We start from the raw sequence: 25499 nt of genomic DNA, 5'->3' as shown, positions 1-25499 counted from the left end.
TGATAAAGTTAACTAAACTAAAGTAATAAGCAGTTTTGGGGGCTTTTTAGATGGCGGCTAACGCTTGCGGACATGACTGGGTTGTAGAAATCACCCAACAAGAAGAAGAGCCTGAGCTCGATCAGGCGCTTATTAATGCCGTGAGTGAATTAGATGAGTTTTCTCGTTTCGCTATTTACATCAATAAGTTTTTTAAACCTGGCCTGCCTGCAAGACTGCTAAATAAAGATTCGGTTATCGAAGAGCTCAGTGAACACGAAGTCAATGAGCTCATCGAAAAAGTCAGCCGCAATAAAATTCGCATCAGTCGCAACTACGGCTTTATTTCTACTTATGTGCCGATTTATTACATGGGCAATGTGGTCGGTGTACTGGTCATTGAGTCTGAAAAAGAGCTTTCAGAGCGTTGTAGCATGCTCGCCATCTACATGCTAAATATCTACGCGAATCAACTTTCGTTACTATATAAGTCGCAACTTGACCCTTTAACTGAGCTTTTAAACAGGCAAACCTTTGATAAAAAGGTGATTGAAATTGCAGCCGATGCCGCTGTAGATCATGAAAGCCATGACTCAAAGCAACGTCATTGGTATTTGGCGATGGTCGATATTGATCATTTTAAAAGCGTAAATGACAACTATGGCCACGTTATTGGCGATGAAGTGATCTTGTTAGTAGCGCAGCTATTAAAAAATAATTTTCGAATAGAAGATTACGTTTTTCGCTACGGCGGCGAAGAGTTTGCTGTGTTATTTCAAGCAAGTGACGAGCTCGATGCACGTAATGCCCTCAATCGTTTCCGTGGCTGTGTGGCAGAATACCCTTTTCCTCAAGTCGGTAACTTAACTGTGAGTAGTGGTTTTATGCCAATTTACGAGTTTGAAATGGTTGCCAGCCTAGTCCAAAAAGCCGATCAGGCCTTGTACCATTCTAAAAACAGTGGTCGTAATTGCGTGACTGCCTATTCAGAGTTAGATATTCAACAAAGCCAACCTCAAGATGATTCAATAGAGCTGTTTTAAGGTGTTGCAGCGCGCTCAGCTGTGTTAAAATTGCCCACTATTTTTTAGAGCCACATGAGAAGGTAAGATGAAGTTTGTTCGTTGGTTACTAGGCCGCATCATTTTGTTTTTTGATTTTGTATTCACACCACGCAGTAAAAAGCGTCCGGCAGCAGAGCAAGCAGCGCTTGACTCAGTGACGTCACAATTTAAGCTTTATCAATTTAAAGCCTGTCCATTTTGCGTGAAGGTACGTCGTGCAATTAAACGCCAAGGTCTATCAGTTGAAACCCGTGACGCTAAAGGTAACGAGCAATTTCGCCAAGAGCTTTTAGAGCAGGGCGGCAAAGTGAAAGTACCTTGTTTACGTATTGAAGAAAACGGCCAAGTAACTTGGTTGTATGAATCAAACGATATCATTGCTTATTTAGATAAAGTCGCGGCATAAAGCGGCTTTTCACTTCGATTATAGCCCGTGCTGTGCTAGCATTTGGGCAAATTTTTAATTGTCTTTTGAGAGATATAACCATGACAATTCGCACCCGTGTTGCTCCGTCACCGACTGGTGACCCGCACCTAGGTACTGCATACATCGCATTATTTAACTACTGTTTTGCTAAGCAGCAAGGCGGTGAGTTTGTGTTACGTATTGAAGATACAGACCAAGTTCGTAGTACGCCAGAATCAGAGCAAGCTATTATGGATAGCTTACAATGGTTAGGCTTAAACTGGGATCACGGTCCAGATGTAGGCGGTGAGTTTGGTCCATACCGTCAATCTGAGCGTAGCGATTTATATAAGAAATTCGCGCATCAGTTAGTTGAACAGGGTAAAGCTTTTTACTGTTTTGCTACAAGCGAAGAACTAGACCAAATGCGTGAAGAGCAAATGGCCGAAGGCCTAAGACCAAAATACGATGGTCGTGGTTTAAATCTTTCTGAAGATGAAATTAAAGCAAACCTTGAAGCAGGTAAGCCTTACGTAATCCGCATGAAGATCCCAAGCGAAGGCACGTTCAAGTTTAACGACTACCTACGTGGCGAAATTGAGATCCCATGGGAAAATGTAGACATGCAAGTGCTACTTAAAGCTGACGGTTTCCCAACTTACTTCCTTGCCAACGTTGTTGATGATCATCACATGCAAATTAGCCACATTTTCCGTGGTGAAGAGTGGATCAATTCAGCGCCTAAGCTATTAAAATTATACGAAGATTTCGGTTGGGAAGCGCCAGTGCTAGGTCACTTACCATTACTTCGTAACCCAGATAAGTCAAAATTATCGAAGCGTAAAAACCCAACTTCAATCAACTACTACAAAGAAATGGGTTACCTACCAGAGGCACTATTAAACTATTTAGGCCGTATGGGTTGGTCAATGCCTGATGAGCGTGAAAAGTTCACGTTAGCAGAGATGATTGAACACTTCGACATGAAGCGTGTGTCGCTTGGTGGCCCTATTTTCGACATCGATAAGCTGAGCTGGTTAAACGGTATGTGGATCCGTGAAAACTTATCTGATGCAGAACTAATGCAACGTTTTGTCGATTGGAAATTTAATACTGAGCTATTCGCTAAAGTATTACCAGAAGCAAAAACGCGTATTAATACGCTTTCTGACATGGTTGACCTTGCAGGTCACTTTGTCGGTGGTATTCCAAGCTATGATCCTGCGCTATTAACGGCAGGTAAAGCTGATGAAGATGTAATCCGTCAAGCATTACAGTTTTTCATCTGGCAATTAGAAGGTTTACGCAGTTGGGAAAAACCAGACATTTTTGCTATCGCAAAAGAAGTGGCGACTTTCCATGAATTGAAGATTAAAGACTTCCTTGAGCCAATCTTTGTGGCTATCACAGGTAAGACATCTTCAACTTCAGTACTTGATGCGATGGAAATTTTAGGTTCTGACTTATCACGTGCTCGTTTACGTGTTGCACTAGCGCACCTTGGTGTGTCTAAAAAGCAAGCGAAAAAAATTGAGCGTGCATATCGCGATTATCCACAAGCTTAATCGTAATGTTAGTTTTAAAAACCGAGCTTATATGCTCGGTTTTTTTATATTTAAATCAAAGTTAATGCAGATTTAACTTGTAAATAGGGACTGCTCTAATAGTATTAAACATGCACAATTTATCACTTGTAGATATATCTTAATGAAGCAGTATGAGGTAACTGCAAGCGAGGGATTATTGAAGCTGAGGCGAATGCTTTAGTTAGTTTTCAAGGAGAAAGTGATGTTTAAATACGTATTGGTCTGTTTGACCATTTTAGGCTTTAGTTTGCCAAGTTTCGCGGCTGATAAACCCAATGTACTTGTTATTTGGGGTGATGATGTTGGTATGTGGAACATTAGTGCCTATCATCGAGGCATGATGGGAGGCAGTACCCCAAACATAGATAGAATTGCTAATGATGGCATGATTTTTATGGACCATTATGCACAGGCCTCGTGTACTGCTGGCCGCGCTGCATTTATCACAGGTCAGTATCCAATGCGAACTGGTCTCAGTACGGTAGGGCTTCCTGGCGCGAAGCAAGGCTTGCAAGAGAAAGATCCCACCTTAGCAACTATGCTCAAATCAAAGGGTTATGTCACAGGCCAGTTTGGTAAAAACCATTTAGGTGATCGTGATGAACACTTACCTACAAATCATGGCTTTGATGAATTTTTTGGTATTTTATATCACCTCAATGCCGGTGAGTATCCAGAACAACAAGACTATCCTCAAGATGCCAAAACACAAGAAAAGTTTGGTTTAAAAATGCGTGGGGTCATTCATTCAAAAGCGCTTGGAAATGGCAAGCAAGAGATTAAAGATCTTGGTCCATTTGGGAAAGAGCGTCAACGCAATTTAGACCAAGAAGTACTTGTAGAGTCAAAACGCTTTATCCATGATGCAGTAAAAAAAAATAAACCTTTCTTTGTTTGGCATAATACAACTCGTATGCATTACCAAACTAACCTTAATAAAGCTTATGACGGCAAAACTGGCTTTGGTTTATATGCTGATGGTATGGCCGAAATGGATGATGATGTAGGTGAGTTACTTAACTTACTTGATGAACTTAAAGTAGCAGATAACACAATAGTGATGTTTTCTACCGATAACGGTGCCGCATCAAACTCATGGCCAGATGGTGGCAACCAGCCATTTCATGGTGAAAAAGGCGTTGGTGGCTGGGAAGGTGGCTTCAGAGTACCTATGGTTGTTAAATGGCCAGGCCATATTCCTAAAGGCGTGAGCACCGGTGAGTTCATGACAATGGAAGATTGGATGCCAACGATTATGTCGTGGGTTGGCGATAAAGATTTAAAAGCTAATTTATTAAAAGGCACCAAGATTAATGGTCAAAAGTATAAGGTTCATTTAGATGGATTCGATCAAAGTGATATCTTACTAAACAATGGTAAAACAAAGCGTAAAGAGTTTTATTATTTCACTGAAACTACCTTTCATGGAATGCGTTACGGTGACTGGAAGTTAATCTTTACAGAACAAAATCATTGGTTTAGGTCTACACAGCAAGCCCTTACTTCACCTTACATTATTAACCTAAAAATGGATCCATTTGAGCGATTCATTGATGCTAGGGGTTATGATGAGTGGGCAGAAAACCGTAGTTGGATTTTAGGCCCAGCAGGTAATCAAATTGCAGAGTTTGTAAAAACTTTTAAGGCTTTTCCACCTAGCCAAGAGAGTATGTCAGTACAAGTGGGTAGTGTTGCTGAAATGATTTCACAGCAAGCGTTAAACCGCTAAAAACTATAGGCTTTACCAGAACACAAGGTTGCAACATCATAGCTTTGGTAGTCACTGGTAAAGTCTTTACAACTCTCAACTAAGTAACCATTGCCACCTATATTTACTACTTCAAGTTTTAGCTGCTCAATAGCAATACTATTTATCTCTGTAGTGCTATAACCACCAGATTGTACTGAACGCTTACCAAGACAACTAAGCCCTTCAACTTCACCTAAATAATATGCGCCACCTCTCTTTTCTATTTATTGTAAAGAAAAACTAAATATTGATGCTTCCCTGGTAATTTAAATGTTAACAGTGTGTACAAAACGCTACACGAATGTACGTCATTTTTAAAACTTCTTGTGGTTATATTGTAGTCGCAAGCAGTGAAATGGATGTTCACATAGCTTGAATAATTACTCTAACTAACTATCCAGGGGATACTTATGCAAGTGAAAACACTTTCGATTGCTGTTGCCGCAGCTCTCTATAGTGCCAGTGCTGCTCATGCGGCGGGTGTAGATAACAACCAAGTTAAACACCAATTAAAAGCACCTAATATCACATTTGAAGAAGTAAAAGCGTTTAGCAAAGAGTTTAACCAAGGTGACTCTTCAAGCATGCTACAAAACGATGGTCTAAATGTTCAGCTAAATAGTAAAGCAAATAAATTTGCTGAAGAAGGCATTGATGGTGAACATATTTATATTATTCGTTTACGTGATAACTCAGTGGCTCTTGAAGCCCGCGATTTAACCTCGCCATTATCACAAACACTTCAAGCGCAAGGCGTTTCAAAAGTATTTGAAAAAGGTCAAGCGGCGGTCTCAGCCGTAACTGACTATCAAAACAAATTACTTTCAAAACAACGTACTGTAATGCAAAGCGTGACAGCAGTAACGGGCCGCACAGAGATGCGCCGTCAATTCACTAAAGCATTAAATGGTTTCTCTGTAAAAATGACAGAGCAAGAAGCGATGCGCGTTGCAGAGCTTGGTGCAGTTGTTTCTGTAATGCGTTCGAAGAATTATGATCTTCTTTCTGATGAAGGTCCTAAGCATATCGGTGCTGATCAAATTTGGGATGGCTCAAGCGTTCCAAGTGGCATCAAAGGTAAAGGTGAAGATCAAATCATTGGTATCATCGATACTGGTATTAACTCAGATCACCCTTCATTTGCAGCTGTAGGTGGTGATGGTTACGAGCATGAAAACCCTTTTGGTTCAGGTGTTTATGTAGGTGACTGTGTTGAAGAGCCTGAAGAAATTCAATGTAATAATAAATTGATCGGTGTGCGTTCTTATGATGTGATCACAGATGCATTTGATGCCATGATCCCAGGCTGGCCTGCAATTGGTGAAGACTACCAAGGTCACGGTTCGCACGTTGCTTCAACAGCAGCGGGTAACGTCGTTAAAGACGTGCCATTTATGCTAGCAAGCTACGGTGAAAATACCGATGGTAATATCTTAAAAGAAGACTTATTCCCTGAAATCTCAGGTGTTGCACCGCACGCAAATATTATTGCTTATCAAGTATGTTACCCATCAAGTGAAGAATACGCAGGCTGTCCTGGCGAAGCGCTTGTAGCGGGTATTGAAGATGCAATTTCTGATGGTGTTGATGTAATCAACTTCTCAATTGGTGGAGCCGATTCAAATGTGTGGGCCGATCCAGTACAACTCGCATTCTTAGCAGCGCGTGAAGCGGGTATTAACGTTGCCGCGGCTGCAGGTAACAGTGGTCAAGCATGTGGCGCAGCAGAGTGTTTTGGTTATTTAGATAATTCATCGCCTTGGCTTGCACAAGTTGCAGCAACAACGCATGGTCGTACTGTAGCAGTTGAAACTGCCGTTGAGTTTGCTGGCTTTGCTGACGAAACACTGGGTTCAGAAGTACCTAGTTGGTCAGAAACAGGCCTTGTTGGTGGTTCAATTAATAGCGAAGAAATTACCGGTGTCGTTGTTTGGGCTAAAGACTATGAAGACGTCAATGGTTTTAAAGATTACAACGGTTACTGTACTGCAGATTATCCAGAAAACACCTTCAACTTCTACAAAGATGGTACTGAAATCGCAGGTGCGGCTGATGGTAGCACCAATGTTATTGTAATCTGTCAACGTCACGATCCAAACGATTCAGCAGCCAATGCGCGTACTGCAAAAGTTGATCACGTAAAAGCCGGTGGTGCAGATGGTTTCATCATGTTTAACCGTGTCCGTGACCAAGGTACTGTAGCTGAAGGTTACTCATTACCAGGTGTTCACTTTACTTATGAGCAATGGAATGGTGTTTATCCAGAAGATGGTTTAGAGGATTGGGTAGATAGTTACTCAGAACTTGGTCATATGATCACTATCAAACCAACAGTAATTGAGCGCCGTGTTGATGCTGAAGATGCTGATTGGTTGGCAAAATTCTCATCACGCGGCCCGTCTTATTCTAATGTTGAAGTACTTGCTCCTACGCTAGCTGCTCCAGGTGTTGATATTTACGCGGCATACTCTGATGAGCATCCGTTTGTGACTCCGCATGGTCAAGATTACGCTGCAATTAGCGGCACATCGATGGCATCACCACATGTTGCAGGTTCTATGGCGTTACTACGTCAAATTCACCCAGAGTGGACTGCTGCTGAAATTCAATCTGCATTATCAATGACTGCTGAAAACGTGGTTAAATATCACCGCCTAAACAGCGAAAGTGATGTTGTTGCAGATGCGAAAATCTATCGCTCTGGCGCGGGTCGCATTAATGTGGGATTAGCTGCAAAAGCTGGATTTGTAATGGATGAAACGGCTGATAACTTCTTAGCAGCAGATCCATACAATGGCGGTACACCACATAAACTTAACTTACCAAATCTAGTTAACTTCTCATGTGCGCCTGAATGTCAGTGGGTTCGTACCATTAAAGCAACAGAAGATGGCACTTGGACTGTAAGTCACGAAGACGTTGAAAACTGGGCATTTGATGTAAACACACAAACAGCACAAAATGGTGTGAACATTGATATCTTCCCGAAAACTTTCACACTGAAAAAAGGTGAAACACAAACAATCATTGTTAAAGCATCAATCATGGATACTCAAGATTGGTTCAGTAACTCTGAAGTTGAGCTTCATACAAACCTTGTTTTCCAAGCTGAAGAAGCGGATATCCCTGATGCACATTGGCCTGTGGCATTTAAATATGACCGTGGTAATCTACCATCATCATTAGAAACGACAGCTCACTCAAATGTAGGTACTTATGTTGCTAAAGGTATTGTGTTACCAAGCGTTGAAGCACCTGTAGCTCGCGCATATGAGCCAGTTAAAGCAGATATCACTACGGTAACTTTACCAAAAGACGATGACCGTACTTTCCCTTGGGATATGAACAGAGCTGATGATGTTGATGCGGCTGATATTTTAGATGAAGCAACATTTACTAAGTTTGTTACTGTGCCAGCTAACTCAAAACGTTTTATTGCAGAAACAGTCGGTGTTGAGTCAGAACTTGAAGGCACCTTGAACGTAGGTAACCCTGTTTTATATGTAGGTAAAGACTACAATGGTGACGGTATTGTTCAGCCACAAGACGAAATCTTGTGTGTATCTAACCATAAGATTTATAAAAACTTCTGTAATATAAACAACCCTGAAGAAGGTGAGTATTGGGTTGTAGCTTATAATACGAATAAATCATCTGTTGATGCAGTTGAAGAAACCTTTGAACTTGCTACAGCAGTTGTGTCTGACCAAGTTGCATCAGGTATGACTGCAAGCCTGCCGGGAAGTGATGGTCAAAACACAGTTGAAATGACTGTAGATTGGGACATGGACCTTGATGCAGATAGCGTGTACTACTCACTACTAGATGTAGGTACATCGGCTGTAAACCATGGTAACTTAGGTTCAATTCCATTTAAGCTTAACCGTGGTAATGATGTTGCTCACCTTGATGCGCCATACACAGGTGCAAAAGTAGGTGATATGGTGCCTTACACATTTGAAGTGTTAGCGAACAACTCAGGTGTAGACCGTGAGTTCTCATTAGAGCTTGATATCCCTGCAGGTCTTGATGTTAAAGCAGAAAATGTAATGGTTTCAACTGCATCAGAAATCAACGTTGAAATTGCTGACGGTAAAGTCATTGTAACGGGTACGCAAGCGGATACTCGCGATGTTGAACCTGATTATATCGTGACAGATAACATCACTGATGAAATGTGTCGTACGCCTGATTTTGGTAACTCAAATCCAGGTGGTTATGTCGATTTATCAGAGTTTGGTATTACGCCAATTCTTTCTGGTTTCGATGAAAACAACCTTTACAACTCACAAAGTGGTTACTCGTTACCTATCGCAAGCTTTTACAATGGTGCTTATGACACATTCAGCCTGTACAACAATGCTGAAAATACTAATATCCAAAACTCGATAATCCAAATTCGTGGTATGGGTACAGTGAATACTAATGGTAGCCGTTACTTCTACCCTGTTCATAATCCGTTCCCTTATAACTCATTCCCATATGAGAACATGGGTCCATTATGGCGTGGTTGGGAGTTCACTGATAATGGCTTATTACGCTCTGTAATGTCAGTTGGCTTATCGTCTAACGAAGGTATTTCACTTGCAAGTACGACAACTGGTTGGGGTATTATTGAGTGGGATAATGCATCAGACTACGATGATCCAGTGTATGATCGTACTACAGGTAAATACACTTACACTAAACGTGATAACTCATTTGACTTCCAAGTGTTGTTTAATGCAAATACACGCTTTGGTAAAGGTGAGCATGAAATTTACTATGCATACGATAACCTAGACTATGGGTCGACACGTCCTGCCGGTAGTATCGGTCTACAAGGCTTCCGTGGTGCGCAGTATGAGTATGGTCCACTAGAGAATTACCGTGGCATCCAAATCGCTTATAACAATCTAGATGAAGTGATCAGCGATGGTTACGTGGTGTGTATGGACTATGTAGGTCCAGAGTCATCACAATTTGAAGTAACAGCATGGGCCGAAGTTATGCCATCAGCTACAGGTCAAACACTTGAAGTTGCAGCTAAAGCAGCAATCTCAGGTCTGAATGACATGACTTCAACAGCAACACTGGCCATTCCTGGCAACATCACTGTGGTAGCGCTTGATGACATGGTAACAACAGAAGAAACACCGATTAGCTTTGATGTTCATCACATTGATGAAAAGAACTCGAAGAATGAAATTTCGGTAATTTCTGACGACGTAACCTATGAAGTTGATGGCGATACAGTAACGATTACACCAAATGAGAACTTCTCTGGTGAGACCGAAGTAACTGTAATGGTATCTGATATTGAATACCCATCAGATGCTGCAAGCACGACCTTTATGCTAACAGTTGAAGCTGTTAATGATGCACCAGTAGTTGCCGTTGAGGCGAGTGCTCAACAAGTGACTGAAGGCAGCGTTATTACTTTAGATGCATCAGCATCACATGATTTAGATAATGACGAGCTAACTTTCTTATGGGAAGGCCCTGGTACAATCGCAAGCCCAACATCAGCAATTACTGAAGTATCAGGTTTAACAGCTGGTGAGCATCAGTTTACTGTAACGGTAAGTGATGGTGTTGAACCGATGGAACTAGGTGTAGCAGTGACGGTAACGGCACAAGAGACAACCGTTGTTCCTGAAGAAAAAGCGAAATCATCAAGTGGTTCACTTGCTTGGTTAACAGTTCTATTAGCTGGTTTTGCAGGTGTTCGTCGCCGCGTAAAACGAGGCTAAGTACTCCCTAAGTATGTTATGTGACAAAGGGCCTTCGGGCCCTTTTTTTTGGTCTATAAAATTTTAATAACCAAAAAGAATAACTAACAACTGAAAACCTATGTAGCAAAATGTACAGGCTATTTTATATTTTTTTCAGTGTGTTAGTTTGGAAGTAGGGCATAAATTAACAGTCTACGCCGCTTTGTTGGTCAAAAAAATTATACAATAAAGCGCGCAAACGATATGATCGTCCCGGATTAAGTAAAGACTAAAGACTTTTTGGTAGTATTAAGCTGTCATAGTAATTGTTATTTATGACATAAAGGTGAATTGCGTTAATGAAGAAATTGTTTGGCTTAGTATGTTGTTTAACTGCATCAACTGCGTTTGCGCAGGCTGATGTTAAACAACCACAATTAATTAAAAAGTCGACAATACATGCCAGTATCACTGTGGGTTACGGGGGCATTGAAAACCCGGTACTTGATGCTGACGATGTCACTTCGCCAATTCTGCCAAGCTTTGCTTATTACGGTGATAACTGGTATTTCGATGATTTCTCTGTTGGCTACAGCCTATATGAAACTGAGAACTTCTACGTTGATTTACTAGGGCGCTTTAATGACGATGGTTTTTTCTTTGAGTTGGATGGGGTAGATAAACTCTATGCCACCGGTGTTATTCGTTCGAGCTCTGGGCGACCGACACTACCGACTGCATCACCGATTAATTTAACACCTATAGAGCGTGACCTTTCTTATATGGCAGGGCTGTCATCTGCGGTAAACGTCTACGATGGCATGTGGTTAAGTGCTGCGTATGTGCACGATGTAACCAATGTTCATAATGGTTATGAAATAATGTTCAACGGCTATCATGTATTTGAATTGTTTTCTGGTACTGCAGGTCTTGAAGCGGGTGTTAATTACAAAAATGAAGAGCTGATCGATTATTACTACACGGTTAATCCATCAGAAAGCAAAACGCGTTTACTAAGCTACAATTTAGAAAGTGCCACGAACTACTACTTAAAAGTAAGTTACGAATATCCGATCAGCGATAGTTTCAGCCTTGATTTTAAACTTAAACATACATGGCTTGATAGCAACTTAGCTAACTCACATATGATCAATAAAAACGGTTATTTCTCAGGTTTTACGGGAATTACTTACCACTTTTAGGCCAACGAATGGTGATCTCTGCACCGCCTGTTTGCGAACTGTTAGCCAAGCTAATTTTACCGCCATGCCAGCTGGCAATACGATGCACGATATAAAGTCCTAATCCATACCCACTCGCTAGTTTATCGCCTTCACCTTGTTTAAAAGGCTCAATCAACGCATCCGCATTAATTGGTAAGCCAGGTCCATCGTCTGTAATGCTTATACTGTAATAGCCCGCTTGTTCTGTGCTACTTATATGGATAGTGTGTTTTGCGTATTTTGTGGCGTTGATCAGTAAGTTTTGTACCGCGATTGCCATAAAGCTTGCTTCGCAATAGGCTGTGTCTACTTCAAGGGCTGGAATGAATTCGAGCTCTTTGTATAAATCGAATTTAGCAATTTCTGTGTTGATCAGTTTAGCTAAGTTAACTTTCTCCTGATTAAATACACTTTGTTGGTGCTCTAAGCGAGCGAACGATAAGTACTGCTCTAGACGTAATTCAATCTCATCAATATCGCGTTCTATTTGGCTACTTTCTTGAGATTCCAAATCGGCAATCGACAAAGCAAATCGCATACGAGTAAGGGGAGTGCGAATTTCATGAGAAATAATACGCGATAAGTCATTATGTAGCTGAACAAACTTATTGATGCGCTCAGACATATGGGTGAAGGTGCTGGCTAATGGCGCAATAGATGAGTTTGGTTTTATATCAAGCTCTATACGTTGCGGTTTTTTACTAAAGCGATGAGCTGCGCGTTGTAATAAGCTCAAATCGCGAAATACTGGGCGAATAAATAATAAGATCATCACACCAAGTAAAAAGTAAAATGCAAAAAATGCAAGCCAGTCAGTTTTTGCTTGCGAAATCAAAGATATGGGGCCAACTTTTTGGATGTTACCGTTATTGCCTTTGAGGTATATATACTGCTGATTATTTTCGGTGACGCTGATAATGCCATCTTTATCGAATTTGCTTTGTAATGAATCAGGTAAAACAAGCTCGTTTTGGTTTAATGAGCTGATCCTAGATTCTTTTTGCTCAGCTATTTGAGCTAGTTCAGCAACGCTTATTTGCACACTCGGTATGTGCTCAGAAAAAAACTGATTATAAAGCTGGCCAAAAGCTAAAACTAAGGCAATTAAGCTTACTGTGATAATTAAGTAAAGCTTAAAAAATTGCTGCTTCATATTTTTGAAATATCCAAGCTGTATCCTTTGCCTCGTACAGACTTGATATCTAGCGTTTCTTTTTGCTCGCTAATGGTTTCTTTAAGCTTTTTACGTAAACGGCTAATTTTTAAATCAATAGCTCGGTCAAGTCCGTCATACTCACGGCCAATAACATGCTTGAATAATACCTCGCGAGAAACCGGTTCAGGGGTGTTTTTCGCAAGGTAGGCAATGATCTCAAATTCACTTTCATTGAGATTCAATGCTGTGTTATGAAAATAGATATCGCGTTTTTTACTATCGATACGCAAGATATCAATTTGGTGTGAAAAGTTATCTTGGCCAACAGTGTGGGCGATAATCGTTTTAACTTTGGCGAGTAACAGTTCAGGCTTAATGGGTTTTACAAGGTAGTCGTAAGCACCTAGGTTTAAGCCCTTAATTTGTGATTGCACGGAATCCAGTGCCGTTAGAAAAATAACAGGGCAACTGTACTTTTCTTTCAATTGAGATATTAACTCAAAGCCATTGCCATCCGGTAGCATCACATCACAGATGATCAATGAAGGCATAAAGGTGATTTCACTGCTACGGTACGCCTCGGCAGTATTAAATACATCTATGGTATAGCCATGCTTTAACAAAAACGTTTGTATTAAGCTTGCTAATTTCACATCATCTTCAATTAAAAAAATATGCTGCATTATAAACTCCAGCCAAAGCGCCGTTTTATTCGGTAATCTTTAGCTTCATAGCTTGCTATTGACAGTAGTTGTTGCTTAACAACTTGATTGCTCAATGGATCAATTAATTTCACTGTAAGCGGATGCTCAGTCTTAACCGTTAATTTCTCGATAATTAAACCACCTTGTTTGTAACACTGCGTATACTGAGGACGCTGAGTTATTTCTAAACAAAGTTCTTTAAAGGGAGCAACACGAAAATGAATCTGTATATTAAACTCACAGGCTTTTTGTTTTGCATCTGTCACACACACAGTGGGTGAGACTTTAAAAAAAGGTTGCTCGGGACTGTCATCGCTTAAACAAAGCGACGAAAAACAAAGACAAAAAAACAGTAATAGCCAACTAAATCGGTTTATCATTTAACCAAGTCTCTGTTTTTTAGAAGTCTTTTCTTCAAAGTAACAATAACCATCGAAAGCTGATGTAACCTGCCCAACTCACTTTGAGTACTCATTTTTTTGCCGTTTATTATAATTATTATTTATGCAGCCTATGAGTGGCGATTACACGATAAAAAAGCGGGTCTATCATACCTCATTTATCGTTATAGCTACAAATAGGTGCTATGCAAAGCCAGTAATTTCAACCTATTGGCGTATTTTCTTTATATTCTAAAGTTAGCTTGTTGTTTTAAAAGGGAAACTGAATTTATATTTAGTTTTAGCTAATAATTTTTCACTAAATTTAGTTGGGCCTTAGTCTTTACTATTCTGCGTTATTTGTTAATTGTTTCGTACAAATTGATACAATTTAAATTTAGCCTATCAAAGCCACTATTTTAGCAGGTGCATTTAAACACATGCTGAGCACGTGATTAATAATTAACAGATTCGACCTCTATTTTCATTTTATCTGGTAGTATAGTCAGGTTATAAGTAGTTTAAGCAGTGAACAATTATGTTAAGTCCTTATTATCAGCAACATGCTGATTACGTTTCTATCTCACGTGAGCAAGGCTGTCGTTTTGCCAAGTTAGTGGCTGATGATTTCAATCCGTTACATGATAAAGATGCCAAAAAGTTTTGTGTGCCGGGCGATTTACTTTTTTCGCTGGTTTTAAACCGCTATGGCATCAGTGAAAAAATGGAATTCACGTTTGCAGGCATGGTTGATGAAAATTCAAAGCTGACTTTCCCAGAAGGTGCTGATGAGTTTGCGATCACCGATGGCGAAAAAGTCATGCTAAAAGTGAAACGCGAAGGGGCTGTTAGCCAATGTCCTGAGTTAACAAATAGCTTAATCAAAAACTATGTTGAGTTCTCTGGCACGACCTTCCCGCATGTGATTATTCCATTGATGGGTAAGCAAGATGTAATGATCAATCCAGCGCGTCCAATGGTGATTTACGAATCAATGCTGATTAACCTTGATCGCCTTGATATCAGCGCACCTGAATTACAATTTGCTGAGCCTGATTTTGAGTTTACTGGCAAACGCGGCAAAATCACGCTTCGCTTCAACCTGTTAGAAAATGGCGAAAAAGTAGGGGCGGGTGAAAAACACATGCTTGTGTCTGGCATTCGTGATTATTGCCAAGCAACAGTTGATGACCTAATTAGTTTTTATAATCAACGTAAAGAATCACTTAAACCAGCGTAATCTTTACAATTGCTACAAAGGGCGCTCATTGCGCCTTTTTTGTTGCTGATGTTCCGCGTACAATAGCGCTTTTATAGCCAAATGTACTTCAGACTATGTCAGTAGCGACCTTTTCAGAATTAAATCTTGCCCCTGCATTGCTAACAGCCTTGCAAGAAGAGAATTATCACACACCTACAGCAATTCAAGCGCAAACAATCCCACTTATTTTAGCGGGCGCTGATGTAATGGGTAGTGCGCAAACGGGAACGGGCAAAACCGCCGCGTTTGTTTTACCACTACTGCACAATTTGCTATCTGCTGAAGTACTCCCAGATGCCGTTAAAGTCCTAATTTTAACGCCGACCCGAGAGCTCGCTCAGCAAGTATTTGCAAGTGTAGAGCGTTATGCTGCGCATACTGAAATAAAAGCTGCACTGGCTTATGGTGGTGCTAGTATAGGCCCTCAAATTAAAGCCATAAAAGGGGCGCAGATTGTGGTAGCAACACCCGGGCGCTTACTTGATCATGTGATCAAAGGCAGTATTAAACTTTCCAGCATTAATGCCTTGGTATTTGACGAAGCTGATCGCATGCTTGATATGGGCTTTATTGACGAAATTAAACGCATCTTGCGCCATGTGCCAAAAGAACGCCAAACCTTACTTTTTTCAGCCACATTTGACGACAGCATCTTTAAACTCAGTAAGCAGTTATTAAATGATCCTAAATTAGTTGAAGTGAATAAACGCAACTCAGCAGCGGTTGAAGTTGAGCAGCTAGTATATGCGGTTGATGAAGACCGTAAACGCGAGCTGGTATCACACATGATTGGCATGAAAAATTGGCAGCAAGTACTTATATTCACTCGTACTAAACAAACCGCCGATGTGCTTGCTAAAGAAATGTGTAAAGACGGCTTAAAAACCGAATCTATTCATGGCGATAAAAGCCAAGGTGCGCGTGATAAAGCACTGCAAAATTTTAAATCAGGTGCGACAAGAGTGTTGGTTGCGACAGATGTTGCTGCGCGTGGTCTTGATATTGCCTCACTCAAGTATGTGATTAACTATGAGTTGCCTTATGTGGCTGAGGACTACGTACACCGTATTGGTCGAACAGGACGTGCTGGCGAGAAAGGGATGGCGATGTCGCTGGTTAGCATCGATGAGCAGTGGCTATTGGACGAAATAGATATCTTACTCGACACAAGACTCACGCCGCAGTGGTTACCAGGGTATGAGCCTGATTTAACCAAAGAGCCAAAGCAAGTTCGTAAAAATACTAATAAGGCACGCCGCTCTCGTGATAAAAAACGTATTTTAGGGCAAAAAAGTAGGAGACGTTCCTAAATCTGGCATATATTTATACTATCCTCCGGCTAAAGTTGAGAGTTTAGTATGTTAGAAGAGAATAAATGGACGTTCCGCCGCGCTGATAAACAGTTCTCCTTAGAAAAATGGCAGAAAACAATAGATCTCATGACCGAGTTGTTTTCTGCTCCCGCAGGTTTTATCGTTCATAAAACAGATGATGTCTATCGTATTATTGTTTCCAGTGAGCAACAAGAAAATCCCTATGATGCCGGGGCTGAATTAAGCGCCGACGATAATATCTTCTGCAAAAAAGTACTGCGTGACATGGCACCGCTTTATGTTGATCACGCCAGTCAAGATAGTCAATGGGATGACAGCCCACTGGTAAAAGATGGTTTTGAGTCTTATCTTGGGGTGCCAATTAGCTGGCCAAGTGGCGAGCCCTTTGGCACCTTTTGTGTTATGGATTTTAAACAAACCCATTATCAACAGAGCTTTTTAGAACTAATCGAGCAGCTTCGCGATATGGTTGAAGATGACCTTGCACTGTTAGACAACTTTACGCAGATGCGTGAAATTGCCATGCTCGATTCACTCACTAATATTTATAACCGCCGTGCAATAGATCTGCTTTGCCAACATAAATTAAATATATCGAAACGACTTGGTTTTGATATTAGTTGTCTATTTATCGATATAAATAGCTTTAAGCCACTCAATGATACGTATGGCCATGAAGTGGGCGATCTCGCGCTGATTTGTTTAGCTGACACCATGAAAGAATGCCTACGTGAAACCGATATTATCGGCCGCTTAGGGGGTGATGAGTTTATTGCGTTATTGCAAGTTCAGCCCGGTGATTGCATAGACAGCATCACTGATAAGCTCAACACCACTTATCAATCTAATTTAGAGAAGCGGGGCATTCCTGTTACGAGCTTAAGTATTGGTACAGGGGTAATAGCTCAGCCAAAAGAAAACTTTGCTGAGCTATTAAAACGAGCAGATGAAGATATGTATGAGAAAAAGCAAGCCTCTAAGGCTGCACGTTAAGCTATTTGCTTCTCAGCTAGGTTTAATTCCATGGTTGCTTTAAGTAAACGGTAAAGGTTAATTGACGCATCAATTTCTTCTTTACGATTGGTTAAGCTCTCAATATTTAAACCTAGTGGTACATCTAAATGTGCGCAGCTTTGTAAAATTAAATCGAGATTTTCGCGGCAAATACGCACTGATTCACTCAATGTATTTGCCGAATCTAACATACGGTACTTAGTTGCTTCTGGTACTGAGATACCTAACCATTCCATAAATTCCAAGGTCTTTTCACCACCACACGGGGTAAACGTTAGAATAATGCGTTTTGGTGTTGTGCCTTGTGCTTTACAGCTACGCGCATAGCTAGTGATTAAATCAATCGTTGCTTGAGCATTGTAAACCGCTTGCGAGATGAAAAACTTACAACCTTGTGCTGTTTTTTCAACTAAACGCTCATGTTCATTGCGTTTGCTGGCATGACGCTCTGCAATCGTAACGCCACCTAAAAATACATCACTGTTCTGTTTTGCCAGCGTTTTATATGCATCAGGTAGGCTTAATTTGATGTCGCCATGAGATGATGGACTACCCACCAACACTAAGTTTTTTAGTTCAAAGTCGTTACGTGTTTCGTTTAACCACTCGGTAAATTCTGCTTCACCACGCTGGGCTACGCTCTTATATGTGATCACATCAAGTTGCGACAAGCTGCGAAGTAATTGACTGTATTCACGTGGATCTACCGTTTCTTTAAACGGAAAAGGACGCGGCTTTGCAATGCGGCTACTTTCATCTTGAATGTCGTAGATGATTACACCGTCGTATTCAATTTCGTGTAAACGACCGAGTAGCTTCTGAGCAATGGTCTCAAGCTGTGCTTTATCAGTACCTGACTTTGGTGGTGTGGTACCAATTAGGTAGACACCTTGATTTGTGTCTTCAATTTTCTCTTGTAATGATAAAGCCATAATCCTCATTCCAGCTCGTGCTAATGTCTATGCCAAACAATATAGCAGCCATTTAGACGTCTAGATAGATTTTTTTCTTGAAAGTTTTTCAATCACTATGAATTTTACTCAAGTTTAAAGCTGAGCGTTTCGCAAAATTGACACACCTGTTTACATAAATTATTGCTCTGACCCTCATATTTTCTGGTGCTTTGATGCATAATCAAGCAGCAATGATTATGAGAAAAATAACTAACAAGGGAACATTATGAAATTTAGATTATTAGCAACCAGTGTTGCTGTAACACTTGCTTTAAGTGGCTGCGCAAGTAACTCACAGTCAACTATGGTTAAAGAAATCGAAATTGAGCAGCTAGTAAGCCAAGATGATAACCGTGTATTTAGCCAAGATTATCTATTAGAAGAGCTTGAGAATGGCCTTCGCGTGATGGTAGTTAAAACAGATTACCCTGATGTTGTGTCACTGCAAATTCCGGTATCGGTTGGTTCACGTAATGAGGTTGAAGCAGGTAAAACCGGTTTTGCACACTTCTTTGAGCATATGATGTTTAAAGGCTCTGAAAAATTCCCACAAGATGTGTATTCAGATATTTTAAAAAACTCGGGTGTTGATAATCGCGCGTATACGACCAACGATTACACTAACTATCACTTAAACTTCTCAAAAGAGCACTTAGATAAAGTACTCGAAATTGAAGCTGATATTTTCCAAAACCTGACTTACAGCGAAGAGCAGTTCCGCACCGAAGCGCTGACTGTAAAAGGTGAGTATTTAAAGAATAATGCTAGCCCAATTCGTAAGTTACTTTCTGCGGTTCGTAACGAAGCATTCGAAAAGCATACCTATAAGCACACCACCATGGGCTTTTTCGAAGACATTGAAGCCATGCCTGATCAAATGGCCTATGGTAAAGAGTTTTTCGCTAAATTTTATAAGCCTGAGTATGTATCTTTAGTCATTGTTGGTGATGTTGATCCACAAGAGACCATGGCAATGGTGAAAAAGCATTGGGGTAATTGGAAAAAAGGCGATTACCAAGCAGATATTCCTGTTGAACCAAAGCAACAAGCCGCAAAATATGTACATGAAAAAAATGATGGTTTACCAGGCCACTGGTTGCTTGTGTCTTATAAAGGCACTGCATGGGATCCTACTCAAAAAGACCGTGCCGCTCTTGATTTGATCTCACAGCTGTATTTCTCTAACAACTCGGCACTTTATCAAGAACTTGTTGTTGATAAACAAATTGCCAGCCAAATGTTTACTTATAACCCAGATACTAAAGATCCGGGTTTACTACATGTTTTTGTAAAAGTCGAAAACGAAGCGGACCTGGCTAAAGCTCGTGATGCGATTAACCGTACTTATGCGCAAGCACGTACTGAGTTAGTTGATGCACAAAAGTTAGCGGATCTAAAATCAAACTTAAAGTATAGCTTTATCAATGGCCTTGATTCATCGCAGTCAATCGCTTCAACACTTGCAAGCTACATGCACTTTGAGCGTGACCCTGAAGTGATTAATCAACTTTATGCCACTGCTGACAGCATCACGCCAGAAGATATCAAAGCGGTAGCAAACAAGTACTTTGTTGATCCAAGCCGTACTACGGTGACAATGTCGGCGCTTGATAAAGTAGCTGGTTTTGAGCAAGAAGTTGATTTAAATGCCTTGGTTGCCAGTATCGAGCAAGCCCCAACAGAGCGTCATTTTAAAGTACTTGATAAAACAAATAGCTCACCACTGGTTGATGTTAACTGGTTATTTAATACCGGCGCAGCGGCTGATCCACATGGTAAAAAAGGTTTAGCAGCACTCACTGCAGCGATGCTAGCGCAAGGTGGCTCAGAAACTATGAGCTACAAAGATATTCAAAAAGCGTTATATCCACTAGCGGGAAGCTTTGGCTATCAAATCGATAAAGAGATGATTTCACTACGCGGCCGTGTACATAAAGACAATGCCGCGCAGTGGTATGCACTTGTTAGCGACCAGTTGTTAAACCCTGGCTTTAGAGAAGATGATTTTAAACGCCTGAAAAAAGAGCTTATTGATAGCATTAAAGCAGGTCTGAAAGCGTCAAATGACGAAGAGCTAGGTAAAGAAGTGCTATATCATCAGCTTTATAAAGGCCATCCGTATGAAAGCTATAACTATGGCGATTTATCAGATCTTGAAGCACTGACACTTGACGATGTAAAAGCGTTTTATGCTAACCAGTTTACTCAATCTAAGTTAACAGTGGGTCTAATTGGTGCGATCCCGGGTGATGTTAAATCGACTATGCTGAAAGATTTAACATCGCTTCCACAAGGTAAAGAAAGCCGCTTAACGATCCCTGATGCGCCAGAACTTAAAGGTCATCATGCAACGATTGTTGAAAAATCAGCGCAATCTACCGCTGTGTCATTTGGTTTCCCAATCGATACAATTCGTAGTAGCGATGACTGGACAGCGCTTTGGTTGGTGCGCTCTTACTTTGGTGAACACCGCAGCTCAAACAGCTTCTTGTATCAGCGCATTCGTCAAACCCGTGGTATGAACTATGGTGATTATGCATACATTGAGTACTTCCCACGCGGTATGTTCCAAACTAAACCTGATGCTAACTTAGGTCGTTCAGAGCAAATTTTCCAAGTGTGGTTACGTCCGCTTCGTTCAAATAACGATGCGCACTTTGCAACGCGTACGGCATTATTTGAGCTTGATAAGCTAATTAAAAATGGCATCAGCAAAGAAGACTTTGAAGCGACTCGTAACTTCTTAATTAACTTTGTGCCACAAATGGTTGCAAGCCAAGATCGCCAGTTAGGCTATGCACTTGATAGTGAGTTCTATAACACTGAGAGCTTTGTTGACTATGTGCGCGGCAAGCTTGAAAAGCTAACCCTTGATGATGTTAACCGTGTTATTCGCGATAACCTGCAAACAGAGAATATTCACTATGTGTTTATTACAGGTGATGGCAAAGACATGCAAAAACGCCTAGCTTCAGAGCAAACATCACCAATGGTGTATAACGCTGAAAAACCAGCAGAACTTGTTGCTGAAGATAAAGTGATTGCAGACTATAAGCTTGCAATACCAGCGAAAAATATTTCAGTACTTGATGTCGAAAAAGTATTTCAGTAATAACTGAGTAAACAAGCTCTAATCAATGCCCCTTATTAGGGGCATTTTTCTATGTTTAATGGCTCGATGTTATCTGCAACCACAAGCTGATTTCGGCCAGCTTCTTTTGCTTGATAAAGCGCACTATCAGCCATTTCAATAAGTAACATGGCATCATCACTGCTATTTGGGTAAATAGTTGCTAAACCAATACTAACCGTCAAGGGATAACCGGCAAGCTCTGGTAGTTGAATCGTGTTCAGCGTTGCCATAAAACGCGTCATGAGTTTTTGTGCTTGATGGCTTTGCGTATTACCAAGTACCAGTACAAATTCTTCACCGCCGTATCTAGCGCACAAGTCACCAGGTCTGCGAGTATAATCAGGTAATCGTTTTGCCACTTCTTTCAAGCAAATATCACCCACCAGATGACCAAAGTTGTCATTAAGAGACTTAAAGTTATCAAGGTCGATCATGGCTAACGACAAGGGGTGTTTTAAGCGGGCACAGCGGCTCCATTCTTGCTTATAAAAATCATCAAAATGACGTCGGTTAGCTATTTGTGTGAGACCATCGATACGAGCAAGTTCTTGTACTTGCTGCTCGGCGATTTTACGTTCGGTAATATTTATATGGCTAATGACGATAAAGCGTTTTGATGCATGCTCGAAGGGCACTGCTCGCATTAAAAACCAACGCTTGTCGGTATTGCTATGACATGGATATTCTAGGTAATACTCGGTTAGTTGTTGGTTTATAACCTGACTAATACCAGATAAAGCTTGTGCACCAAACTCATCACCTTGCTGTGCAGCTGATTGACATATTGCGAGGTAGTTTTGCTCTTCCCACTGGGTATTACACTGGCAATTATTTTCATCGCCAAAAGTTTGCCAACTACGATTCACAAATTGAATATCACCTTTCTCATCAATTACAACAATATGTTTTGAGATCGTATCGAGTATTGATTTTAGAAACTCTTTTGATTCAACCACATTAGTTCCTAGCCATTATCACTTTTTTAAGATTAGCAATAAATGCTGGGTTTTCACCGTGGTTTACATAAAAAACAATTAATAAGGTATTGTCTTTTACTTATAGCTTGGCTATTAGAAAGTAGATATCTACAGGTATTTGTAGGTGCTGATATGAAAAAACTGCCAGCACCTAGCTCAACGCTCAGTTCTGACAGTTATATTTTATTTATATGCTTAGAAATGCTAAAGCATTGCGCCAATTTTAACTGCTATCGCAAATAGCATGGTTGCTATTACAAAGCCTATAAGTGTAGCGTAGCCGCGTTGTTCTTTAGTCATCTATCACTCCTAAAAAATAACAAATACCGTTGCCATACCAAGGGCAAAACTGACAAACGAAGAAGCCGCTACTATTGCAGCGAGATTTTGCTTACTCACTGCATGTGTTGTGCTTTGTTCTGATACTTCGTCATCGAGCTTAATAAGCTCACCTTGGCGCACTTCAAAAACTGCGCATAGGCTCATGGTGGTTTCTTTTGATGCCGCACCTTCTTTTTCAACTCGTTGAATGGTACGTAGGCTTACATCACAGGCATCGGCCAATTGCTGCTGCGTCCAATCGAATTTAAGTCTAAGTGCTTTTATTGTATTGGGGTTCAGTTGCATTACTTACTTCCCAAGAAATGGTTCAATAAAAGTAACAACTGCATAACCCGATATTGCCCCACCAAGAAAACAGCCTAAGGTAACCAAAGCTACTTGTTTTGGATTATCAGTAAGTGAGGTTTGTGTGCTCTGTTTAACTAATTTGTCAGCTTTATAAAACGAACATTCAAGCTTGCCTGTGAGTATATTTTTCATCTCGAATTTGATTGCATAAGTATTACCTTGGTAGCTAAAGTCATGATGACTTTTAAAACCGAAGCTGCGTTTTTCACTTACCAATTCGTCGTTTACATATACTTTTTCTTTACCGCTCATGATGTGACCAAAGCAAGCGATTTGGTTGTCACCATCTTGAAAGTAAAATTTATAACCTAGCTTGTGTGAGTTTAGTACGTCGTTTTTCATCATCGTTTCCTTGTTAAGTTGATGATGTAAATTTAATGATTATTTTTGTTTTTTACGCCGTCAGCGATATGCCAGTTCCTATTTTGGCATATGACAGGCAAGATGTCATATCTGTTTTGTCATTGAAAAATAAGCACTTTAATTAAGTTGCTCGGCTAGAGTTAGAATTTGCTACTGTCATATGCGATTGGCAAAAAAGCACAGCAAAAAGAGTAAAAATAGGTATTGTTACTCTGGTTATTAGATATAACCAGAACAAATAAACAACGGGTTAGTACATCTTGCTACAAATCCGTTAAACTTAAGGCTTAGCAGTTAGGTACAACCAGAAAGGCAATATTATGCGTCATGAAATTTGGCAAAAGCTTCGAGATGAAGCAAACGAAGTCGTTTCCCGTGAACCGCTTTTAGCAAGTCACGTTTATTCGTGCGTGTTAAATCATGAATGCTTAGGTTCGGCGCTGAGCTTTATTGTGGCAAATAAACTTGCAGATGCGGTGGTATCAGCATTTACTATCCGTGAATTGTTCGACCAAGCCTTTGTTAAATGTGATCTAATGCTGACGCATGTGGCTCATGACATAAAAGCAGTTAAAGATCGCGACCCTGCGGCCGATAGTTACTTAACTGTTATTTTGAACCTTAAAGGCTTCCATGCAATACAAGCACACCGACTCGCAAATTGTTTATGGCAACAAAACCGAAAAGAGCTTGCTCGCTTCATTCAGAGCAGAACCTCAGAAGTATTTGGCGTTGACATCCATCCTGCTTGTAAAGTTGGTCATGGTATTATGTTTGACCATGCAACTGGGATTGTAATAGGTGAAACAGCAGTTATTGAAGATAACGTATCGATTCTACAATCTGTAACCTTAGGTGGTACAGGTAATGAGCAAGGTGACCGTCATCCAAAAATTCGCGCCGGTGTATTGATTGGTGCGGGTGCAAAAGTACTAGGTAACATCGAAGTGGGAGAGGGGGCACGTATTGGTGCAAACTCTGTCGTGTTAAGTGCGGTTCCAGCACACACAACTGTGGTTGGGGTACCTGCTAAAGTGGTCGGCAAACCGAGCTGTCCCTGTCCAGCAGAGAGCATGAACCAAAACTTTTTAGATGATGGTACGACTACCGCTAGTAATGCCTCCCACACCAGTGCTATGTTGTAGTTTTACACTTTAAAAGAGCAATGGAATTGTCTAAATTATCCTTCGGATTAGCTGTTACAGCGTCATTTATTTGTGGCGCTGTCGCTATGTCACTTTTTCAATCAGACCCACAACAACAGCCGCAAACTTATCAGCAACAACTTGTTGAAGAGCAAATAGCTCAAGCACCAGAGCAGCAAGCCACTGCTATAGCGCCTGTTATTAATAAACAAGTCGCTGAAGTCAATTCAAATAGTTCAGCAGCTGTTAGCAAAAGCGAGCTTGAGCAACAAGTAGCAGAGCTGAAGTTACAAGTCGAAAACCAACAAGCAGTGATTGCCAGTTACCGATCAAGCGCGATACCTCCGCAGCAAATCGACTCACACCTGGATGAACTTTATACCTTGTTAGAAGAGCAATCTCGGGATGAGGCTTGGGCCTACCAAGTTGAAACAGCTATGAGTGATTTTTTAATCATGGCCGATTTACCAGTGCAACCACAGCTTAGTGTCTCAACATGCAAAAGCTCTGTGTGTCAGTTTAAGCTATTGCAACCAGAGGATGTTGATGATTTGCCAAGCCATTATTGGCGCAACATGACCGATAAAATGATGGAGCAAAGCTGGTGGAAGCAATTCAAATTTACCTCCACCACCTCAAGTGACGATAGTCTAACAATCATCGCAAGCACGCAGTGATATCAAAGATA

General features: G+C 40.8%; 19 protein-coding genes. 12 read left to right on the top strand and 7 right to left on the bottom strand.

Annotation, left to right across the window (positions count from 1 at the left end; all coding sequences use genetic code 11):
• Nucleotides 1-50 precede the first annotated feature (50 nt).
• The 6 genes from HUS61_RS14785 (at nucleotide 51) to HUS61_RS14760 (ending at nucleotide 11680) form a co-directional block, all read left to right on the top strand.
• On the top strand, nucleotides 51-1022 hold the full coding sequence (locus tag HUS61_RS14785; protein WP_175082945.1) for a GGDEF domain-containing protein: 972 nt from the start codon (nucleotides 51-53) through the stop codon (nucleotides 1020-1022).
• A 67-nt stretch (nucleotides 1023-1089) separates the two neighbouring features.
• The gene (locus tag HUS61_RS14780; protein WP_054560852.1) at nucleotides 1090-1449 is read left to right on the top strand and encodes a glutathione S-transferase N-terminal domain-containing protein; all 360 of its coding nucleotides are present in this window, start codon (nucleotides 1090-1092) and stop codon (nucleotides 1447-1449) included.
• A gap of 80 nt (nucleotides 1450-1529) precedes the next feature.
• On the top strand, nucleotides 1530-3014 hold the full coding sequence (gene gltX / locus HUS61_RS14775; protein ID WP_175082944.1) for a glutamate--tRNA ligase: 1485 nt from the start codon (nucleotides 1530-1532) through the stop codon (nucleotides 3012-3014).
• 223 nt (nucleotides 3015-3237) lie between these two features.
• Nucleotides 3238-4764, top strand: coding sequence for an arylsulfatase (locus HUS61_RS14770; protein WP_175082943.1), 1527 nt, complete (start codon nucleotides 3238-3240; stop codon nucleotides 4762-4764).
• A 431-nt stretch (nucleotides 4765-5195) separates the two neighbouring features.
• Complete coding sequence (locus HUS61_RS14765; RefSeq protein WP_175082942.1) at nucleotides 5196-10517, top strand: S8 family serine peptidase; 5322 nt, start codon at nucleotides 5196-5198, stop codon at nucleotides 10515-10517.
• A gap of 320 nt (nucleotides 10518-10837) precedes the next feature.
• Complete coding sequence (locus HUS61_RS14760; protein ID WP_175082941.1) at nucleotides 10838-11680, top strand: MipA/OmpV family protein; 843 nt, start codon at nucleotides 10838-10840, stop codon at nucleotides 11678-11680.
• On the opposite strand, the gene HUS61_RS14755 is transcribed toward HUS61_RS14760, so the two are convergent.
• From HUS61_RS14755 to HUS61_RS14745, 3 genes are read right to left on the bottom strand one after another with little or no spacing between them, the layout of a single operon-like run.
• Nucleotides 11664-12854 carry an ATP-binding protein gene (locus tag HUS61_RS14755; RefSeq protein ID WP_175082940.1) on the bottom strand — a complete coding sequence of 397 codons (1191 nt, stop codon included), beginning with the start codon at nucleotides 12852-12854 and terminating at the stop codon, nucleotides 11664-11666. The two genes, HUS61_RS14760 and HUS61_RS14755, sit on opposite strands and share 17 nt — an antisense overlap.
• Nucleotides 12851-13540: a response regulator transcription factor gene (locus HUS61_RS14750; RefSeq protein ID WP_054560845.1), complete on the bottom strand. Its 690-nt coding sequence runs from the start codon at nucleotides 13538-13540 to the stop codon at nucleotides 12851-12853. The genes HUS61_RS14755 and HUS61_RS14750 overlap by 4 nt, the downstream gene beginning before the upstream one ends.
• The gene (locus HUS61_RS14745) at nucleotides 13540-13941 is read right to left on the bottom strand and encodes a DUF3019 domain-containing protein (protein WP_062564876.1); all 402 of its coding nucleotides are present in this window, start codon (nucleotides 13939-13941) and stop codon (nucleotides 13540-13542) included. Before HUS61_RS14745 ends, HUS61_RS14750 begins: the two co-directional genes overlap by 1 nt.
• Before the next feature lie 538 nt (nucleotides 13942-14479).
• Between HUS61_RS14745 and HUS61_RS14740 the strand changes: the two genes are divergently transcribed.
• The 3 genes from HUS61_RS14740 to HUS61_RS14730 all read left to right on the top strand — a co-directional run bounded on the left by HUS61_RS14740 (nucleotide 14480) and on the right by HUS61_RS14730 (nucleotide 17529).
• Nucleotides 14480-15181 carry a DUF3581 domain-containing protein gene (locus HUS61_RS14740; protein ID WP_175082939.1) on the top strand — a complete coding sequence of 234 codons (702 nt, stop codon included), beginning with the start codon at nucleotides 14480-14482 and terminating at the stop codon, nucleotides 15179-15181.
• 95 nt (nucleotides 15182-15276) lie between these two features.
• Nucleotides 15277-16512, top strand: coding sequence for a DEAD/DEAH box helicase (locus HUS61_RS14735; RefSeq protein WP_175082938.1), 1236 nt, complete (start codon nucleotides 15277-15279; stop codon nucleotides 16510-16512).
• A 48-nt stretch (nucleotides 16513-16560) separates the two neighbouring features.
• Complete coding sequence (locus HUS61_RS14730; RefSeq protein WP_175082937.1) at nucleotides 16561-17529, top strand: sensor domain-containing diguanylate cyclase; 969 nt, start codon at nucleotides 16561-16563, stop codon at nucleotides 17527-17529.
• On the opposite strand, the gene HUS61_RS14725 is transcribed toward HUS61_RS14730, so the two are convergent.
• Entirely contained in the window at nucleotides 17526-18482 is a 957-nt protein-coding gene (locus tag HUS61_RS14725; RefSeq protein ID WP_175082936.1) for a methylenetetrahydrofolate reductase, read from the bottom strand. The two genes, HUS61_RS14730 and HUS61_RS14725, sit on opposite strands and share 4 nt — an antisense overlap.
• Nucleotides 18483-18729: 247 nt before the next feature.
• On the opposite strand from HUS61_RS14725, the gene HUS61_RS14720 reads away from it, so the two are divergent.
• The gene (locus tag HUS61_RS14720; RefSeq protein ID WP_175082935.1) at nucleotides 18730-21615 is read left to right on the top strand and encodes a pitrilysin family protein; all 2886 of its coding nucleotides are present in this window, start codon (nucleotides 18730-18732) and stop codon (nucleotides 21613-21615) included.
• 35 nt (nucleotides 21616-21650) lie between these two features.
• On the opposite strand, the gene HUS61_RS14715 is transcribed toward HUS61_RS14720, so the two are convergent.
• The 3 genes from HUS61_RS14715 to HUS61_RS14705 all read right to left on the bottom strand — a co-directional run bounded on the left by HUS61_RS14715 (nucleotide 21651) and on the right by HUS61_RS14705 (nucleotide 23648).
• Nucleotides 21651-22592 carry a sensor domain-containing diguanylate cyclase gene (locus HUS61_RS14715; protein ID WP_175082934.1) on the bottom strand — a complete coding sequence of 314 codons (942 nt, stop codon included), beginning with the start codon at nucleotides 22590-22592 and terminating at the stop codon, nucleotides 21651-21653.
• A 330-nt stretch (nucleotides 22593-22922) separates the two neighbouring features.
• The gene (locus HUS61_RS14710; RefSeq protein WP_063527559.1) at nucleotides 22923-23240 is read right to left on the bottom strand and encodes a helix-turn-helix transcriptional regulator; all 318 of its coding nucleotides are present in this window, start codon (nucleotides 23238-23240) and stop codon (nucleotides 22923-22925) included.
• 3 nt (nucleotides 23241-23243) lie between these two features.
• Nucleotides 23244-23648 (bottom strand): hypothetical protein, encoded by a 405-nt coding sequence (locus HUS61_RS14705; RefSeq protein WP_306464837.1) that lies wholly within the window; start codon nucleotides 23646-23648, stop codon nucleotides 23244-23246.
• A 338-nt stretch (nucleotides 23649-23986) separates the two neighbouring features.
• On the opposite strand from HUS61_RS14705, the gene cysE reads away from it, so the two are divergent.
• Together cysE and HUS61_RS14695 are read left to right on the top strand one after the other, a co-directional pair.
• Nucleotides 23987-24811, top strand: coding sequence for a serine O-acetyltransferase (gene cysE / locus HUS61_RS14700; RefSeq protein WP_054560835.1), 825 nt, complete (start codon nucleotides 23987-23989; stop codon nucleotides 24809-24811).
• A gap of 86 nt (nucleotides 24812-24897) precedes the next feature.
• The gene (locus tag HUS61_RS14695; protein WP_175080302.1) at nucleotides 24898-25488 is read left to right on the top strand and encodes a hypothetical protein; all 591 of its coding nucleotides are present in this window, start codon (nucleotides 24898-24900) and stop codon (nucleotides 25486-25488) included.
• The last annotated feature ends 11 nt before the right edge of the window (nucleotides 25489-25499 follow it).

Origin of the sequence: Pseudoalteromonas sp. 0802, from assembly GCF_013350085.1 — a bacterium.
GTDB lineage: Bacteria > Pseudomonadota > Gammaproteobacteria > Enterobacterales > Alteromonadaceae > Pseudoalteromonas.
This window is presented reverse-complemented; position numbering and strand designations above follow the sequence as displayed.